Genomic DNA, 14,335 nt, shown 5'->3' on the forward strand with positions numbered 1-14,335 from the left:
GCATCGGTTTTGTATAGGCCGTGCAACAGCGTGGAACTTTGAAGGGCGGCATTTTGCGGTAACGTGAACCAGTACGCAAATAGTGGCGCGAACCGATTGTCGGTTTGTCATCAAACTGTTCGTATTACCGTGAACCTTTTGTCTGTGGAGTGAGCACAATGGCCTATTGGCTGATGAAGTCCGAGCCTGATGAATTCTCGATCAGCGACCTGCAACGACTGGGCAACGCTCGCTGGGACGGGGTGCGCAACTATCAGGCGCGCAATTTTCTGAGAGCCATGGCAGAGGGCGACGCGTTCTTTTTCTATCACTCCAGTTGCCCGGAGCCGGGCATCGCCGGCATCGGAAAAATCGCCAGATCAGCCTACCCGGACCCCACCGCACTGGACCCCGAGAGCCACTATCACGACGCCAAGGCCACGGAGGAAAAGAATCCGTGGAGTGCCATCGACGTCGAGTTCGTGGAGACCTTCAAGCGCGTGCTGGGGCTGGGTTATCTCAAGCAACAAAGTCAGCTGGAGCAACTGCCTCTGGTACAAAAAGGCAGCCGGCTCTCGGTCATGCCGGTCACCGCCGAACAATGGGCGGCGATCCTGGCATTGCGCTGACGGACGTTATTGAACGATGAAGTTATTGAACAGCAAGTCTTCGACAATCGGCTTGCCTTCTTCATCGTTCATGACGCGCTGAACCTGCTTGAGCGCTTCCTGACGAATGTTTTCCTTCGCTTCGGCGCTGCTCATGGTATCGACGGTCTGCTGAGTGAACAGCGACACCAGTTGATTGCGGATCAGTGCATCATTGCGCTTCACGGCGGCCTCGGCGTCGGCACCGGTTACACGCAAGGAAATGTCAGCCTTGTAGACACGCAGCTTGGGGCCGCCATCGAGCGCGTAGTTACCCACGAACGGAGGCGTCAGCGAGACATAGGCCGCTTTTGGCGGGCCGCCTTCTTCCTTGGCTTCCTCTTGCGCCATGACAGGCAATGACAAGGCCAGCAACATCAGAATCCACGCTTTCACAGTCCACTCCTTAATACGGTTTGCCACGTAGCTTACAGCTTATGTGTGCTTATCAGGCAGGGCCATGCTTGTTGACCCGGGAACCCGCTTAACTGACTTTATCGGCCATTACCGGAAAAGGAATAGCCCGATGAAAGCCCTGTTATGCAAAGCCTTCGGTCCTGCCAGCACACTGGTACTCGAAGACGTCCCCGGCCCCGCGATCAAAAAGAACGAAATTCTGCTCGACGTGCACGCCGCCGGGGTCAACTTTCCCGACACCTTGATCATCGAGGGCAAGTACCAGTTCAAACCACCCTTCCCTTTCTCACCGGGGGGTGAGGCCGCAGGCGTGATAGCCGCCGTCGGGGAAAACGTCAGCCATCTGAAACCCGGCGACCGCGTCATGGCCCTCACCGGCTGGGGCAGCTTTGCCGAGCAGGTCGCCGTGCCCCACTACAACGTGCTGCCGGTTCCACAGGGCATGGACTTCACCACGGCGGCCGCATTCAGCATGACCTACGGCACCTCCATGCACGCCCTCACACAACGCGCCCGCCTGCAACCCGGCGAAACCCTGCTGGTGCTCGGTGCATCCGGCGGCGTCGGCCTGGCCGCCGTAGAAATCGGCAAAGCCCTCGGCGCCCGCGTCATCGCCGCCGCCAGCAGCGCAGAAAAACTCGAAGTCGCCAGAAACGCAGGCGCGGACGAACTGATCAACTACAGCGAAACCAGCCTCAAGGAGGAAATCAAACGCCTCACCCACGGCAACGGCGCCGACGTGATCTACGACCCGGTCGGCGGCGACCTTTTCGACCAGGCCATCCGCAGCATCGCCTGGAACGGCCGCCTGCTGGTCGTCGGCTTCGCCAGCGGCCGCATCCCCGACCTGCCCGTCAACCTGACCCTGCTCAAGGGCGCTTCGGTGGTCGGCGTGTTCTGGGGCTCGTTTGCGCAGCGACAACCGCAGGACAATGCGGCGAACTTCAAGCAGTTGTTTGCCTGGTTTGAAGAAGGGAAATTGAAGCCGCTGGTGTCGACGGTTTATCCGCTGGAAAGGGCTGGGGAGGCGATTGATTTGTTGGGGGGACGCAGGGCTGTGGGGAAGGTGGTGATCGCGTTAAGCGCTGATCTCATAAAATCATCCCACTAGCCAGAAACACGAGCTTATTAATAAATATGTATATCACTGGCACTTAGGAATTAAAACAACATAGCCATACAGATAAGGAGAACTGTATGGCCACACGAAGAAAGCGACAAACAAATATATTACATGACCAGACAAGCGGCACTGTAACCATAAGTCATGGAAGCTCATCCAAGCCCCAAAACACTGGCTTTTTTGGAGGCGGCTTTACTAATACTGGAGCCTCTAGCAGTAAACGCAGAAGAAGGCGTTTACGGGCGCGAGCACAACAGCAAGCAGCGCAGGCTCAAGCCTATGCTGAAGCTCAAGCGCAGGCAGAGCGTCGGGCTGCAGAAGATGCAGCGGCTCAAGCAAGAGCCCAGGCAGAAGCCTCAGAACGAGCACGTATTGAAGCGCAGGTACGCGCACAGGCTGAAAAAGATCAGGCACATCGACAGGCTCTTGAAGCGCTGACAAATGTCTTTCCATCTTTACAATCTGGATTGGCACAAAACTATTCTCAGGCCTCTGCAGCGCTGCCGAATGCTATTCAAGAAGAAATAGCGTCGGGGCTTGATCTGAATGTCGTTCACTCGGACGAACAGCAACTACGCGACCTGATACTTCAGGAAAAGGCCAGGATAAATTATTTAATTGAGTCCAAAGGCTCGTTACTGGAAGAGCGTCGCGCTCAGGCTCTGAGTCTCACCGGTCAAGAGCTTGACCATGCTACACAAAAAGACCACCTGAACTATCTGGTGTACTACAGCCAGGGTGATCCTCCACGTGTGCAGCAGGCCCATGAAGCGTGGGTAAACGCTTTATCTCAAACCTACGAAGCAAAGCTTCTTGCCGAGTCGGTCACGCTGCTCAATGAACAATCAGCAGCGCTTTCCATGCGCCATGCTGAACTGTCGCTGGCCAATAAACCGGCGAGTCAGGAAGCACGACAGGCCGCTGGCATCGACAGGTTGTGGTCAGTTATTGCCCCCGCGTCAACCACCACCGCAGCACCAGGCATCAGAACCGTTGCGACCAACATCGCGAAGGATCAACTCATCAGGATTGCGACCAGAACATTGGGCAGCAATCTGGTTACGTTGCTGGCGATGTATCCACAACCGTTGGGCGACGCAGAACTGCCGCCCGCCGTTATCGCCACACCTCTGTCGCAGCTCAACCTGCCGCCGCATATCGATCTGCACTACCTTGCCAGCGTCAAAGGCACGCTGGATGTGCCTCATCGACTGACATCCGATGAAGCTGGCACAAGCGCTACACGCTGGGTAGCTGCGGACGGTGTGAAAGCTGGTACCAAGGTTCGCGTAAGAACTTTCACCTATAACGCACAGAACAATTCCTACGAGTTTATCCGTGACGGGGAATCGACACCGGCACTGATATGGACGCCAATAGCACGACCGGCGGACAGCTCGACAAGCTCACCCGCAGGACCACCCGCTTTGCCGGTAGATCCAGGCAACGTGGTGACACCTTTTGTACCCGAGCTTGAAGCTTACCCGGCGATTGATCGAGATGATCCTGATGATTACATTCTCATATCGCCGATTGATTCAGGGCTGCCGAATAGCTACCTGCTGTTCAAGGACCCGAGGTCGATTCCGGGGGTTGCGAGTGGGTATGGTGAGGCGGTGACAGCTACCTGGCTGAGAGGGCCGACGGCAAGCCAACCAGCGCCGATTCCTTCCAGTGTTGCGGAAAAGCTGAGTGGGCGACCATTCGCAAGCTTTGCCAAATTAAGGGAAGCGATCTGGTTATAGGTATCACAAGACCCGGAGTTGAGCCGACAGCTTGGGGAATTAAGCCGTATTGAGGTATCAGATAAACGTGCACCTCTTGTCAGGGCAGCAGATAGGGTAGGTAAACGTGTGAAATATGAAATCCATCACAAGCACTGGATTAGCGAAGGCGGAGCAGTTTACGACTTGGACAATTTGGTAATCATGACGCCGAAAGACCATATTCACGCTCACAGGAAAAACCAATGAAACTCAAATCTCAATTGAGCGACTATACCGAAGCTGAGTTCATGGAAATCCTGAACGAACTTTTTAACGGCGTAAGCGCAACCAAAGAAAATGCTGAAGAATACGTCATTAGCCTTATCGATCACGTTGCAGAAGTGACTGAACATCCAGAAAAATCAGATTTATTGTGTTATCCACCCGAAGGCCGGGAGGATAGCGCCGCGGGGGTTATGAAAGAAATCAAAGAATGGCGAGCTAAAAATAGTAAGCCTGGATTCAAAAGTTAAGTACTCCACAAACTAACAGTTCAAACACTATAAAAAGGAAATCATCCATGGAAGAACTACATCATCACCTACGGCAATTACCTGGCTTTCTGCAAGCCGAGCTTGCGGCTCAGGTCGGCGACTGGAGCGGAATACGTTACATCGACATCACTGATAAACACGTACATGCTATCAATCAGCTGATTGCCATCAAACGCGCTCCGTTGCGGCAGGACCACATCGACAATTCGTATTTTTTGTGGGGTGCTGATCCCTGGGATAAATCGTCTCTGGAGTTAAACGCAGAGATACGGGCTATACCAGGCAGAGTGCCTACCGATTTTTTCTACATGACGGGAGACGCCCGCTTTCATATAGAAAGCATCCGTTTTCTAAATGAACTCAAAGGCAATCTCGAATCGTTGCACGCTCGGCTAATAGAACAGGAACGCGAGTATAACGAGCGCATGGCCCAAGAAGCCGCACAACGCCAAGCCGAAGAAGAAGCGCGCGCGCGAGCCGAGGCGGAAGAGGCGGCTCGCCGACTCGCGGAAGAGCAGGCTGCGCAGCAGCGAGCCATAGAGGCAGCGTTCCAGCTTGCACAGCGTCAGGTCGAAGAAGCCGAGCACGCATTGGCCCTACGCAACGCCGAGGAAGCTCGCGCTAAAGAGGCCGAATCCAACCGAGCGATAGAGATGACGTTCGGGCCTGAGGCGTCGCGAGAAATCGATAATGCGATCAAGGTGCTGAGAGGCACTATCGAAATCGCGATCACCGACTTCTCGAATGCGATCAACCCTCACGGCGCGCTAAATATGAGTCAGCTTGAAGCGATTCAAAATATGAGCGCTACTCACTAACCGCTCACCAACAGTGCCGTGGCCAATGCATTAATGCGTTGGCCACGGCACTTCGCTGACGCGCCCCCCCCTTACAGCGCCTTCCTCACACTCTTCGGCAAATAATCCACCTATCTGCGCATCGGATTATCTCGGCACTTGCCGACAATGTTCGGTACTGCCTCCAGCAGCTCATTTACATTCATGCAGCGCCTTAATGCTTCTGCCCTGCATTTATCGTAGCAAGGTGAAACACTCAGGCATAGCTAGTACATTTGATAGTAGTCGGATGCCTCTACTACGGAGAGTATGGATATGCATCATTTTCGATGCGAAGGGAGGTGTACAATGGACCAGTATGAAATCGAAGACGTTGTTGAATCAGCTATTCATGGATGGCTTCGCCTTGATGTCAATCTAGACTATGGAAGCACTGCTGCAGCCGTGAGTAAGATCACCAGAGAAACCAGTTTTTCCGATCTGAGCAAGGAGTACAAACCTCTGGATAAAAACAAGCTTTTAGTTTCAGTATTCGCCATCATGATGCGAAAAGGGCTCGGCATTCCTGATCGTTTCAAGAAATTTTATGCAGACCGAGTCGCGGCTGGTGGCTTTGTTGTAGGGGTCGTTATTGGCGAAAACATCCCTAATTATACCCCTGTTACGGTTGATGCTGCGGAAGTGGAGGAAGCTGTTAACCGCGAACTTGAGCATGCTTTTGTGACTGGCCTCCAGTTCACCCCCGATGTTAATACCGAGATCGCAAACGCAAAAACCATTGGCGAGCTGGCTGCGATTCTAAAGAAACCATGACAACCCAGTTCATCTCGATCTAGACTAAACTCATAAACTCAGTAGTCTGAGTTAGTCTATAGACTTTAACGTTTGGCGTGTACTGACTATGAGTCAGCTTGAAGCGATTCAAAATATGAGCGCGGTTCACTGATCATTTCGCTGAAGGTGCCGGGGTCAAGTCAGCACTGATTTGACCCCGGCACCACACAATAGATCTGACATTCTCCGGCAAATAATCCACCTACCTGAAGGTCGGATCATTTTGGTAACTGACGACGATATCCGGTTCAGACCTCCAGACTGAAACTCACTCAAAAGCAGGAGGATTACCTGAACTGTGGGAGCGAGCTTGCTCGCGAAGGCTTATTCACAGGGCAACAAACATTTTCGTTGCCATGCTCGCTCATGCTTCTCTGGAGACTCCGCGTCCAATCTTGAATGTGCCTCATGGAGCGAATGGTGACGCGGAGCCTTAAGAAAGGCGTTCCCGCTGACGCGTGCGAAACGAGAGATATCCGTCGGCTGTACCGGCCCCTTCGTGAGCAAGCTCACTCCCACAAGTAAGCGGCGCGCACGATGTCCGTAATCAATACCGCTCAACCCTTACAACGCCTTCCTCACACTCTCCGGCAAATAATCAACATACCTGCGCATCGGATTTTTTTGGCATTGAGCGACGATGCCCGGCGTCGCTTCCAGCAGCTCAAGAACCAGGGCCTGACGCTCGTCCAGGGTGAGAAAATGCTTTATGACCGGACTGCTCGACAGGTACAGCTCTGTGCGCATCAGCGCATCCGGCTTGACGTCCTTGCGCCATTTGCGTCCCTCGAACATTTCCGTATTCAGCTGCCAGCACAACACCTGCTTCAGCTCGACATTGGCTGCCAGCGGCGGGTTGACATGTGGCCGCCCTGTGAAATTGAACGTGACCGTAACTGCTTCGCCCTCGGGATGAGAAGCAGACGGCTGCCAGGGTTCGAAGACCCACTGTTCGACAGCACTTCGGGTCAGGCCGATGAGCCTAGGATCGGGCGCGCCCAGCACTTCGAGGAAGCGCACGCCTCCATCGGCCTGAATGAAAACTCTGATGCTGGCACTGCGTTTTACGAAGGAACGAAGCATCGATGTCGGATAGCCCGGCTCAGGCATATGCAACGGCACCGGATGCGACGGCAACGCCTGTGCTCCCCCCGCCGAAAGCAACCCCGTAAGCATCATGCAACCCAGCACGCAGCTCATTCGCTGCGCTCCGCTTGCTCAGCCAACCCCACCATCAACACCTTGATCGGCGCTGGCAGATAATCGCCGTACAGACGATCGGGATTGCTTCGGCAATTGCTGACCATCATCGGTATCGCGGCGCCCAGTTGCTCAAGCAGGACCTGGCGTTGGGGCTCGCTGCGCAGGTGGGCAACATGGCTGCCGAACAGCGCCTGCCCGGTGTACCAGAACACGTCGACCTTACTCAGTGGTTCCTTGGGATAGTCCTGGCGGGCGGATTTCACTTCGTGGTTCAGGTAGCCGCAGCGGATGTTGCCCAGGCCCACGGTCACTTCGGTGTTGAAGCGCCGATAGCCGTGGGAACCGAAAATGACGGGCACGGTGATCGTGGTCATGGGCGGCGCGCCGACTGTTCCGACCCAGGGTTTATAGCGCCATTGGCGGAGTGCCTGCTCCACCGCTGCGGCGAGCTGCGGATGCCCGCTCTCGATCGCCCTGACTTCACGAACCTGTCCGTCGGATTTGATCCACAGCTGGGCGCGGACCTTGCCTGCATAGCGGGTCTTGACCAGCTCAGGTGGAAAAACCGGTGTCGGCGTGTATATCGGCACCAGAAATGGCTCTGCAGCGCCAACGGGAGGGGCCAGTGCTGCGGCAATCATGAACGCGGTCATTCTCATTGTTGTAGGGGCTCATCGTCGTGGTGCACCTCCAGGGCGCAGTGATGACGATGGTATGAACCTGCCGACACATCAGTCAGCACACGACTTCCGATACGCCTGTAGGACCCATCCCAAACAATTGAAACGTCTGTAAACACTTGCGCAATGTTCGTAAAACAACAGCTGACTGCCTGCATTTCCTACAAAGAATCAGCCCGAAGGCACTGCTTTTTTCTGTAATGAAAATGTAATATTCGCATTCGCAAAAACAACAATAATCAGGAGCTTCTCCATGTTTGGGTTTTTCCGCCCTGCCAGGCATCAGGCACCCCTTCCCGAAGAAAAGGTCGACAGCACCTATCGCCGTCTTCGCTGGCAAATCTTCGCAGGCATCTTTATCGGCTATGCGGGTTACTACCTGCTGCGCAAGAATTTCTCGCTGGCGATGCCGTATCTGATCGACGAAGGCTATACGCGTGGCCAGCTGGGCGTGGCGATGTCTGCCATTGCGATTGCCTACGGCTTGTCGAAATTCCTCATGGGCATCGTTTCGGATCGCTCCAACCCGCGTTACTTCCTGCCGTTCGGCCTGCTGGTCTCTGCCGGGATCATGTTCATCTTCGGCTTCGCGCCGTGGGCGACGTCCAGTGTCACGATCATGTTTGTGCTGCTGTTCATCAATGGCTGGGCCCAGGGCATGGGCTGGCCGCCGAGCGGGCGGACGATGGTCCACTGGTGGTCGCAGAAAGAGCGCGGCGGTGTGGTGTCGGTGTGGAACGTGGCGCACAACGTCGGCGGCGGCCTGATCGGCCCGCTGTTCCTGCTCGGTATGGGCTGGACCAACGACTGGCATGCGGCGTTCTACGTGCCGGCGGCGGTTGCGTTGCTGGTCGCGGTGTTCGCCTTCGCGACCATGCGTGACACCCCGCAATCGGTCGGCCTGCCGCCTATCGAGCACTACAAGAACGATTATCCGGAAGGCTACGATGCCAGCCACGAAGAAGAATTCAGCGCCCGGGAAATCTTCGTCAAGTACGTGCTGCGCAACAAATTCCTGTGGTACATCGCCATGGCCAACGTGTTCGTTTACCTGCTGCGCTACGGCGTACTGGACTGGGCACCGACCTATCTCAAGGAAGCCAAGCACTTCACGGTCGACAAGACCTCATGGGCTTACTTTCTGTACGAGTGGGCGGGCATTCCGGGCACGCTGCTGTGCGGCTGGATGTCGGACAAGATCTTCAAGGGCAATCGCGGCCTGACCGGCATGGTGTTCATGTTTCTGGTGACCATCGCCACGCTGGTGTACTGGCTGAACCCTGAAGGCAATCCGACCGTCGACATGATCGCGCTGGTGTCCATCGGCTTCCTGATCTACGGCCCGGTGATGCTGATCGGTCTGCAGGCGCTGGAGCTGGCACCGAAGAAGGCAGCAGGCACGGCCGCCGGCTTTACCGGGCTGTTCGGCTATCTGGGCGGGTCGGTCGCGGCCAGCGCGGCGATGGGCTACACGGTTGACCACTTTGGCTGGGATGGTGGGTTCGTGCTGTTGATCGGCGCGTGCATTCTGGCGATGGTGTTCCTCGCACCGACGCTGCGGCACAAACAGGTCGCCAGCACATCCCGCGACATCAAAGGCTAATCAGGCAGTCTCCGACTTGCAGCGCTTGAGCCGCGCCTCCAGATTCAGGTCTGGCATGGCGTGGCTACGCAGGGCCTTGGCGGTCTGCTCCACGTACTCGCGGGTGGTCCCGTAGCGCCCTCTGGCGCTGGCCAGCACCTGGCTGAGCACGCTGTCCGGCAGGTTGCCTGCGTAGCTGGGCAGATGCCGCTCGAGTACGAAGCCCAGGGCCTGCACCTTCCGGCCATCTTCAAGGCGGCAATTGAGCCAGTGCGGGCGATACGAGGGGTACGGCATCTCGCGCTCCCACAAGGCCAGCAGCGATTTTTCCAGGCATTCATCCGGCAGACGATAGGCGAAGCCGGTGCATGAACCGCCACGGTCCAGACCGAATACCAGCCCCGGTACTTCCGGCGTGCCACGGTGTTCGTGCGACCAGAGGTAAAGCCCGCGGTGATAACCGTGCACTCGGGCGCGCTGGCTCTCCACGGCGGTGCACTCGGGACGCCAGATCAGTGAGCCGTAGGCGAACAGCCAGACCGGGCCGCCCTTGTGACGACGCATGGTGGTGTTCATGGATGCGAGCAATTGCTCGCGGGTAAGCTGCGGGCCCATATCGATAACGGGCGGGTACGTCAGGCCAAGGCCGTCATGCACCGCAGCGGCCAACTCGTTGATTGGATTCTCCATTTGCCCCCCTGACAGTCTGACTGTCAGTTTTACCGAGCCCCGCCGACTCGCTCGTGGTTGAGCGGCATCAGGGTGTCGTGGTTCGGTTGTTGCCACAGGCCAACGGCCTGCCTCTACTAAAAGTTGCCTGGCGACGAACAGGCATCGCCATCGGTTGTAATCAGTTAAAGCAATTTACACTCCACTCCTGCAGCCGTCAGTCCGGCATTACGCACGCGGTGCGTAGGCGAATACGTCTGCGCGCATCTGATGGGCGTCCATTCCGGCGTCGACCAGAGCGTCCAGCGTTCCGTAGATCATCGCTGGCGAGCCGCTGGCGTAGACGTGGACGGCCGACAGGTCCTTGATGTCCTCGCAAACCGCCTCGTGCAGCAGACCGCAACGTCCCTCCCAGCCGCACAGGTCGCTGACGACCTTGTGCAGGAACAGATTCGGCAGTTTCGCCCACTCATCCCAGTGGCTGACCTGGTAGAAATCCTCGGGGCGACGCACGCCCCAGTACAGGTGCACGGGATGACTGAAGCCTGTGGAGCGACAGTGTTCCAACAAACTGTTCATTTGCGCCATGCCCGTACCGGCCGCGATCAGCACCAGCGGGCCGTCCGGCAGCTCGGCGAGGTGGGTGTCGCCAAAGGGCAGCTCGACCCGCGCCATACGGTTGCGTTGCAGTTGCTCGATCAGGCTGCGCGCACTGTCTTCACGAGCCAGTACGTGCAGCTCCAGTTCACGACCGCAGTGCGGCGCCGATGCGATGGAGAACGCCGACTTCTCGCCGTTCTCACGCTCGATCATCAGGTACTGCCCGGCGTGATAACGCGGTGGCTTGCCGGCCGGAGCGCGCAGGCCGACCCGCCAGACATCACCACCCACTTCGACGCACTCGCTCAATTGGCAGGCAAAACTGCGCACCGGCAGCTCACCCTTGGCCAGCACGCCATCCCAGAGCACCACGCACGCTGTCAGCGGCTCGGCCACACAGGTATGAATTTCGCCGTGATCGAGCGTCTGCCCCGACTGCATTACCTGGCCCTCGACCAGCAGAGCCGAGCAAACATGGCAGTTGCCATTGCGACAGCTCTGTGGGCACTCGTAACCCAGACGCTGTGCCGCATCGAGTATCCGCTCCCCCGGCAGGGTTTCCAGCACCGCACCTGACGGCTGCAAGGTTACGCGCATCAATCTATTCCCAACTGAGTCCAGATTTCGTCCACCCGGCGTGTGGTGGCTTCGTCCTTGACGATCGCCCTGCCCCACTCGCGACTGGTCTCACCTGGCCATTTGTTCGTGGCATCCAGTCCCATTTTCGATCCCAGGCCGGACACCGGCGAGGCGAAATCGAGGTAATCGATGGGCGTGTTGTCGATCATGACCGTGTCGCGCTTGGGGTCCATACGCGTGGTGATGGCCCAGATCACGTCGTTCCAGTCCCGCGCATTGATATCGTCGTCGGTAACGATCACGAACTTGGTGTACATGAACTGGCGCAAGAACGACCAGACACCCAGCATCACGCGCTTGGCATGGCCGGGATACTGTTTCTTGATGGTCACCACCGCCATGCGGTACGAGCACCCCTCGGGTGGCAGGTAGAAATCGACGATTTCCGGAAACTGCTTTTGCAGAATCGGCACGAACACTTCGTTCAGCGCGACGCCCAGAATCGCCGGCTCATCAGGCGGACGGCCGGTGTAGGTGCTGTGGTAGATCGGCTTGATACGGTGGGTGATGCGCTCGACGGTCAGCACCGGAAAGCTGTCGACTTCGTTGTAATAGCCGGTGTGGTCGCCGTAAGGCCCTTCGTCAGCCATCTCGCCCGGATGAATCACGCCTTCGAGCACGATTTCGGCGCTGGCCGGGACTTGCAGATTGCTGCCACGGCACTTGATCAGTTCGGTGCGCGAGCCACGCAGCAGACCGGCAAAGGCATATTCGGAGAGGCTGTCCGGTACCGGCGTCACGGCGCCGAGAATGGTCGCCGGGTCCGCGCCCAGTGCGACGGCGACCGGATAAGGCTCGCCAGGATGCTTGGCGCACCAGTCGCGGAAGTCCAGCGCACCACCGCGATGGCTGAGCCAGCGCATGATGATCTTGTTGCGACCGATGACCTGCTGGCGATAGATGCCGAGGTTCTGGCGCTCCTTGTTCGGGCCTTTGGTGACCGTCAGGCCCCAAGTAATCAGGGGCGCAACATCGCCCGGCCAGCAGGTCTGTACGGGCAGCATGCCGAGGTCGACGTCATCGCCTTCGATGACGACCTCCTGGCAGGGCGCATCCTTGACGACCTTCGGCGCCATGGCGATGACCTTGCGGAAGATCGGCAGCTTGGACCAGGCGTCCTTCAAGCCCTTGGGTGGCTCGGGCTCTTTGAGGAACGCCAGCAGCTTGCCGATTTCACGCAGCTCACTGACCGCTTCGGCACCCATGCCCATGGCGACGCGCTCTGGCGTGCCGAACAGGTTGCCCAGCACCGGGATATCAAAACCGACCGGTTTTTCGAACAGCAGCGCCGGACCCTTGGCACGCAAGGTACGGTCACAGATTTCAGTCATTTCCAGCACAGGCGAGATCGGCATCTGGATGCGTTTCAACTCTCCGCGCTGCTCAAGCTGCTGCACGAAATCCCTAAGATCTTTGAATTTCATTAACCCGGCCATTTATCCAATAGACGCACATCGTACCTGCTCCAGCCCGTCAAGGCAGCTAATCGGCGGCATGCAGGCAAAAAAAATGGTGCCCCGAAGGACACCATTTTTTGTTTCGGCCTGCCAGTTACTTGCGTTTCATGGACAGGAAGAACTCGTCGTTGGTCTTGGTCTGCTTGAGCTTGTCGATGAGGAACTCGATAGCCGCGACTTCGTCCATCGGGTGCAGGAGCTTGCGCAGGATCCACATGCGCTGCAGCTCGTCATCAGCGGTCAACAGCTCTTCACGGCGTGTGCCGGAGCGGTTGATGTTGATGGCCGGGAACACGCGCTTCTCTGCGATCTTGCGATCCAGAGGCAGCTCCATGTTGCCGGTACCCTTGAACTCTTCGTAGATCACTTCATCCATCTTCGAACCGGTTTCAACCAGTGCGGTGGCGATGATGGTCAACGAGCCGCCTTCTTCGATGTTACGCGCAGCACCGAAGAAACGCTTTGGCTTCTCGAGTGCATGAGCATCGACACCACCGGTCAATACCTTGCCGGAGCTCGGGATGACGGTGTTGTAGGCACGTGCCAGACGGGTGATGGAGTCGAGCAGGATAACGACGTCTTTCTTGTGCTCGACCAGGCGCTTGGCCTTCTCGATCACCATTTCGGCAACCTGTACGTGACGGGTTGGCGGTTCGTCGAACGTCGAGGCGACCACTTCGCCGCGCACGGTGCGCTGCATCTCGGTCACTTCTTCCGGGCGCTCGTCGATCAGCAGAACGATCAGATGCACTTCCGGGTTGTTACGCGTGATGTTCGACGCGATGTTCTGCAGCATGATGGTCTTGCCCGCCTTCGGCGGAGCAACGATCAGACCACGCTGACCTTTACCGATCGGTGCGCACAGATCGATCACACGACCGGTCAGGTCTTCGGTGGAACCGTTACCGGCTTCCATCTTCATGCGGATCGTCGGGAACAACGGCGTCAGGTTTTCGAACAGAATCTTGTTCTTGGCGTTTTCCGGACGGTCGTAGTTGATCGTGTCGACCTTGAGCAGAGCGAAATAACGCTCGCCTTCCTTGGGTGGACGGATCTTGCCAACGATGGTGTCGCCGGTACGCAGGTTGAAGCGGCGGATCTGGCTGGGGGAGACATAGATGTCATCCGGGCCGGCCAGGTAGGAAGCGTCTGCAGAGCGCAGGAAACCGAAGCCGTCCTGGAGAATCTCCAGCACGCCATCACCGGATATTTCCTCGCCACTTTTGGCGTGCCGTTTGAGCAGGGAGAAAATGACGTCCTGCTTGCGCGAACGGGCCATATTCTCGATGCCAGCCTGTTCGGCCATTTCGAGCAATTCGGTAATCGGCTTTTGCTTGAGTTCAGTCAGGTTCATATGGGGAATGACGTAATCATGTATGGAGGGGGAAATTAAGCTTTTGGCTTAATGAGGCCGCGCCGCAGAGAAGGCGACAGGATCGCGTACTAAA

At 57.1% G+C, this 14,335-nt stretch carries 13 protein-coding genes and 1 pseudogene; 7 read left to right on the plus strand and 7 right to left on the minus strand.

The window, feature by feature from the left end; translation table 11 throughout:
* Positions 1-158: 158 nt before the first annotated feature.
* Positions 159-608 (plus strand): EVE domain-containing protein, encoded by a 450-nt coding sequence (locus V476_RS09865; RefSeq protein ID WP_003414138.1) that lies wholly within the window; start codon positions 159-161, stop codon positions 606-608.
* Positions 609-614: 6 nt separating this feature from the next.
* Here V476_RS09865 and V476_RS09870 read toward each other — a convergent pair whose 3' ends face one another.
* A complete protein-coding gene (locus V476_RS09870; protein WP_003317335.1) occupies positions 615-1,022 on the minus strand; it encodes a flagellar basal body-associated protein FliL in 408 nt (135 codons plus the stop codon).
* Positions 1,023-1,152: 130 nt separating this feature from the next.
* Between V476_RS09870 and V476_RS09875 the strand changes: the two genes are divergently transcribed.
* From V476_RS09875 to V476_RS28850, 5 genes and pseudogenes are all read left to right on the plus strand, one after another.
* Positions 1,153-2,154 (plus strand): NADPH:quinone oxidoreductase family protein, encoded by a 1,002-nt coding sequence (locus tag V476_RS09875; protein ID WP_024959403.1) that lies wholly within the window; start codon positions 1,153-1,155, stop codon positions 2,152-2,154.
* 86 nt (positions 2,155-2,240) lie between these two features.
* Positions 2,241-4,139, plus strand: a pseudogene (locus V476_RS09885) (S-type pyocin domain-containing protein).
* Positions 4,136-4,405, plus strand: a complete 270-nt coding sequence (locus V476_RS09890) for a bacteriocin immunity protein (protein ID WP_003350197.1) — start codon at positions 4,136-4,138, stop codon at positions 4,403-4,405. Before V476_RS09885 ends, V476_RS09890 begins: the two are co-directional and overlap by 4 nt.
* A gap of 47 nt (positions 4,406-4,452) precedes the next feature.
* Positions 4,453-5,244: a hypothetical protein gene (locus tag V476_RS28120; protein WP_024959401.1), complete on the plus strand. Its 792-nt coding sequence runs from the start codon at positions 4,453-4,455 to the stop codon at positions 5,242-5,244.
* 327 nt (positions 5,245-5,571) lie between these two features.
* Positions 5,572-6,036: a hypothetical protein gene (locus tag V476_RS28850; RefSeq protein ID WP_024959400.1), complete on the plus strand. Its 465-nt coding sequence runs from the start codon at positions 5,572-5,574 to the stop codon at positions 6,034-6,036.
* 585 nt (positions 6,037-6,621) lie between these two features.
* Here V476_RS28850 and V476_RS09905 read toward each other — a convergent pair.
* Together V476_RS09905 and V476_RS09910 are read right to left on the minus strand one after the other, a co-directional pair.
* The gene (locus V476_RS09905; protein WP_024959399.1) at positions 6,622-7,257 is read right to left on the minus strand and encodes a hypothetical protein; all 636 of its coding nucleotides are present in this window, start codon (positions 7,255-7,257) and stop codon (positions 6,622-6,624) included.
* A complete protein-coding gene (locus tag V476_RS09910; protein WP_373365904.1) occupies positions 7,254-7,919 on the minus strand; it encodes an energy transducer TonB in 666 nt (221 codons plus the stop codon). The genes V476_RS09905 and V476_RS09910 overlap by 4 nt, the downstream gene beginning before the upstream one ends.
* A 274-nt stretch (positions 7,920-8,193) precedes the next feature.
* Between V476_RS09910 and glpT the strand changes: the two genes are divergently transcribed.
* The gene (gene glpT, locus V476_RS09915) at positions 8,194-9,543 is read left to right on the plus strand and encodes a glycerol-3-phosphate transporter (RefSeq protein WP_003317341.1); all 1,350 of its coding nucleotides are present in this window, start codon (positions 8,194-8,196) and stop codon (positions 9,541-9,543) included.
* On the opposite strand, the gene V476_RS09920 is transcribed toward glpT, so the two are convergent.
* The 4 genes from V476_RS09920 to rho form a co-directional block, all read right to left on the minus strand.
* A complete protein-coding gene (locus V476_RS09920) occupies positions 9,544-10,212 on the minus strand; it encodes a gamma-glutamylcyclotransferase (RefSeq protein WP_003317342.1) in 669 nt (222 codons plus the stop codon).
* A gap of 207 nt (positions 10,213-10,419) precedes the next feature.
* Positions 10,420-11,388 carry a CDP-6-deoxy-delta-3,4-glucoseen reductase gene (locus V476_RS09925; RefSeq protein ID WP_016566929.1) on the minus strand — a complete coding sequence of 323 codons (969 nt, stop codon included), beginning with the start codon at positions 11,386-11,388 and terminating at the stop codon, positions 10,420-10,422.
* Positions 11,388-12,854, minus strand: a complete 1,467-nt coding sequence (gene ubiD, locus V476_RS09930) for a 4-hydroxy-3-polyprenylbenzoate decarboxylase (RefSeq protein ID WP_003403254.1) — start codon at positions 12,852-12,854, stop codon at positions 11,388-11,390. Before ubiD ends, V476_RS09925 begins: the two co-directional genes overlap by 1 nt.
* 127 nt (positions 12,855-12,981) lie before the next feature.
* A complete protein-coding gene (rho, locus tag V476_RS09935) occupies positions 12,982-14,241 on the minus strand; it encodes a transcription termination factor Rho (protein ID WP_002551560.1) in 1,260 nt (419 codons plus the stop codon).
* Positions 14,242-14,335 lie beyond the last annotated feature (94 nt).

The organism is Pseudomonas syringae KCTC 12500 (assembly GCF_000507185.2).
GTDB lineage: Bacteria > Pseudomonadota > Gammaproteobacteria > Pseudomonadales > Pseudomonadaceae > Aquipseudomonas > Aquipseudomonas syringae.

Bases quoted from the DNA above. Each gene is read 5' to 3' on its own strand.
- V476_RS09865 (WP_003414138.1), top strand. From the start codon at position 159: ATGGCCTATTGGCTGATGAAGTCCGAGCCTGATGAATTCTCGATCAGC.
- V476_RS09875 (WP_024959403.1), top strand. From the start codon at position 1,153: ATGAAAGCCCTGTTATGCAAAGCCTTCGGTCCTGCCAGCACACTGGTA.
- V476_RS09890 (WP_003350197.1), top strand. From the start codon at position 4,136: ATGAAACTCAAATCTCAATTGAGCGACTATACCGAAGCTGAGTTCATG.
- V476_RS28120 (WP_024959401.1), top strand. From the start codon at position 4,453: ATGGAAGAACTACATCATCACCTACGGCAATTACCTGGCTTTCTGCAA.
- V476_RS28850 (WP_024959400.1), top strand. From the start codon at position 5,572: ATGGACCAGTATGAAATCGAAGACGTTGTTGAATCAGCTATTCATGGA.
- V476_RS09905 (WP_024959399.1), bottom strand. From the start codon at position 7,257: ATGAGCTGCGTGCTGGGTTGCATGATGCTTACGGGGTTGCTTTCGGCG.
- V476_RS09910 (WP_373365904.1), bottom strand. From the start codon at position 7,919: ATGAGAATGACCGCGTTCATGATTGCCGCAGCACTGGCCCCTCCCGTT.
- glpT (WP_003317341.1), top strand. From the start codon at position 8,194: ATGTTTGGGTTTTTCCGCCCTGCCAGGCATCAGGCACCCCTTCCCGAA.
- V476_RS09920 (WP_003317342.1), bottom strand. From the start codon at position 10,212: ATGGAGAATCCAATCAACGAGTTGGCCGCTGCGGTGCATGACGGCCTT.
- V476_RS09925 (WP_016566929.1), bottom strand. From the start codon at position 11,388: ATGCGCGTAACCTTGCAGCCGTCAGGTGCGGTGCTGGAAACCCTGCCG.
- ubiD (WP_003403254.1), bottom strand. From the start codon at position 12,854: ATGAAATTCAAAGATCTTAGGGATTTCGTGCAGCAGCTTGAGCAGCGC.
- rho (WP_002551560.1), bottom strand. From the start codon at position 14,241: ATGAACCTGACTGAACTCAAGCAAAAGCCGATTACCGAATTGCTCGAA.